3 protein-coding genes are annotated in these 2,534 nt (G+C 56.7%); all 3 read left to right on the forward strand.

Annotated features, from left to right (window positions below; all coding sequences use genetic code 11):
* Positions 1-30 precede the first annotated feature (30 nt).
* Genes AB1772_13320 through AB1772_13330 form a run of 3 tightly spaced genes read left to right on the forward strand, consistent with a single transcriptional unit; the run spans position 31 to position 2,365 of the window.
* Entirely contained in the window at positions 31-1,665 is a 1,635-nt protein-coding gene (locus AB1772_13320; protein MEW5797319.1) for a hypothetical protein, read from the forward strand.
* A 4-nt stretch (positions 1,666-1,669) separates the two neighbouring features.
* Positions 1,670-1,936 carry a hypothetical protein gene (locus tag AB1772_13325; GenBank protein ID MEW5797320.1) on the forward strand — a complete coding sequence of 89 codons (267 nt, stop codon included), beginning with the start codon at positions 1,670-1,672 and terminating at the stop codon, positions 1,934-1,936.
* 12 nt (positions 1,937-1,948) lie between these two features.
* The gene (locus AB1772_13330; GenBank protein ID MEW5797321.1) at positions 1,949-2,365 is read left to right on the forward strand and encodes a hypothetical protein; all 417 of its coding nucleotides are present in this window, start codon (positions 1,949-1,951) and stop codon (positions 2,363-2,365) included.
* Positions 2,366-2,534: the final 169 nt, after the last annotated feature.

Genomic DNA, 2,534 nt, shown 5'->3' on the forward strand with positions numbered 1-2,534 from the left:
TAATTAAAATAAGTATAAGGATTATACCCAATGGCCCGAAAGATACTAACCCATTTAGACCTCAGTAAGAACGAGTTACAGAACGCCGTCCTTGGTAAGCTGGCTACCGCCCCCTCCAGCCCGGTTACCGGACAGATGTACTACAACACGACGGATAACACCGGGTACATGTGGAACGGTACCGTCTGGGAAGACATGACGACCTCGGCCGGAGCCGGTTCTACCAACCTCTCTACTACCCTGTCTGCCACTACTGTCATCATTAACTCCGATACTGGGGGAGACGCTTCGATTCCGTCGGCTGACGGTACGAACGCCGGTATTATGACCTCGGCCGATAAGGTGAAGTTAAACGGTATTGCTTCCGGGGCGACTGCCAACTCGACCGACACCTTCCTGCTCGACCGGGCCAACCACACCGGCGCACAGGCCATCTCGACTGTCACCGGCCTCCAGACCGCCTTAGACAACAAGGTAGATGAAAACGCCGCTATCACGGGCGCAACGGCTACCAAGATCACTTACGACGCTAAGGGACTCGTCACAGCCGGAGCAGCTGCTACGACGACTGACATAGCCGAAGGTACCAACCTTTACTACACTGCCGCCCGTGTACAATCCAACCGTCTCGACCAGTTAGCTGCCCCGACAGCCGCCGTCTCACTGAATAACCAGAAGATCACCAGCCTGGCTAACCCGACTACTGACTCCGATGCCGCTACCAAAGCTTATGCTGACTCTATCGCCCAAGGACTCGACTTCAAAGCCTCGGTACGGGCAGCTACCACTGCGAACGGTGCTCTGACTACCGCCTTCGCTAACGGCTCCGTCATCGACGGTGTGACACTGGTTACCGGCAACCGCATCCTGATTAAAGACCAGACTACCGGCTCTGAAAACGGTATCTACACCGTCAATGCAACCGGGGCGCCGACACGGGCACTCGACGCTGACAGTAACACCGAAGTCACCTCCGGTATGTTCGCCTTCGTTGAAGAAGGTACCACGAACGCTGATACCGGTTGGGTACTGAACAACAACGGCGCTATTACCCTCGGTACGACTGCCCTCGCTTTCACCCAGTTCAGTAGCGCCGGAGTACCGACTGCCGGTACCGGACTTACCAAAACTGGCAATACCTTCGCTATCGACAACACGGTGGCCACACTGGCTGGTACGCAGACGCTCACGAACAAGACCATTAACCTGACAAGCAATACCCTTCAGGCTACCGTCGCCCAGCTGAACACCGCTACCGGTGATACCTTAGTAACGGCAGCCGGGACGCAGACACTCACGAATAAAAGTATCTCCGGTGGACAGATCACCTCGGCTGTCGCCAATGCCACCACTGCTGTCAACGTTTCCGGTACGGTTGCCATCGCCAACGGTGGTACCGGACAGACCACGGCCGCAGCCGCCCGGACTGCCCTCGGTGCTGTCGGCATCCACACCCAGACCATCGGGGACGGGGCCGCTACGTCCATCATCGTCACCCACAACCTCGGTAACCAGTTCGTTACGGCCTGCGTCTACGAGGTCGGTTCCACCCCTGCCCTGCTGATGGTGGAATGTGACGTCTCCCTGACCAGTGCCACTACCACTACCTTCACCTTCGCCACCGCCCCGACAGCCGGACAGTACCGGGTAGTAATCACAGGATAATCCGATGCCTAAAGCGTTTCTTAACGACATACGAGTACGTCAGAGCGGCCTACTGCTTGGTAACGGCATAAGTAGCGCCGTTACCGCTGTAACCGCTCCTACGGGCGCTATCGTCGGTACCAGCGATACCCAGACGCTGACCAACAAGACACTGACGGCTCCGGTCATCAACAACCCGACCGGCTTCCTGACGGGGGCTGCCAAGATAACCGTCGGTACGGTTGCCCCGACCTCTCCGACGACAGGTGACTTGTGGGTTGATACTAACTAATAGAGGAACGACATGTACGAGAAATACTGTATCGGGCTTATGATAGACGGCAATAACGAGTTTGCCAAAGTAGACAAGATCATCACCAACCTGAACGCCCTGATGGAAGGTCGGGATATCGAAACCTACCCCGACGGCAGTACCTTCACGCCCCGGTACGTCCTCAAGGGTACCGAAATTACCGTGGAGTGCCATGTCATCGTCAATGCCAACGTACCGGATGCCGTGAAGCGCAAAATCCAGGGCGACGGCGGTAACGCTCTCCACGCCAGTCAGATCATGTGGCTCGGCGGCGGTAATTTCAGCTATGAGTACATGGCGCTCCGGCTCACCCAACATGCCAAGGAACACGGCTGCACGAAGATATGGCGTACCCATATCAATACCGATACCACCGGTGATATCCTGGTTAAGTTTACGGACATCTAGCCCGATATGGCCCGACTCTGGACATCCGGTTTTGAAGCCCAGTCAGTCACTGCCGGTATTGAATGGGATAGTACCGTCGGCTCCCCGTCGATAGCGACGGCTATCAGTCACGGTGGGGCTGCTTCCCTGCGGGCGAACACCGCCGGGGCGACAGCCTATGTCCAGCACC

It is taken from the genome of Candidatus Zixiibacteriota bacterium, assembly GCA_040752815.1.
Lineage (GTDB): Bacteria > Zixibacteria > MSB-5A5 > GN15 > FEB-12 > JAGGTI01.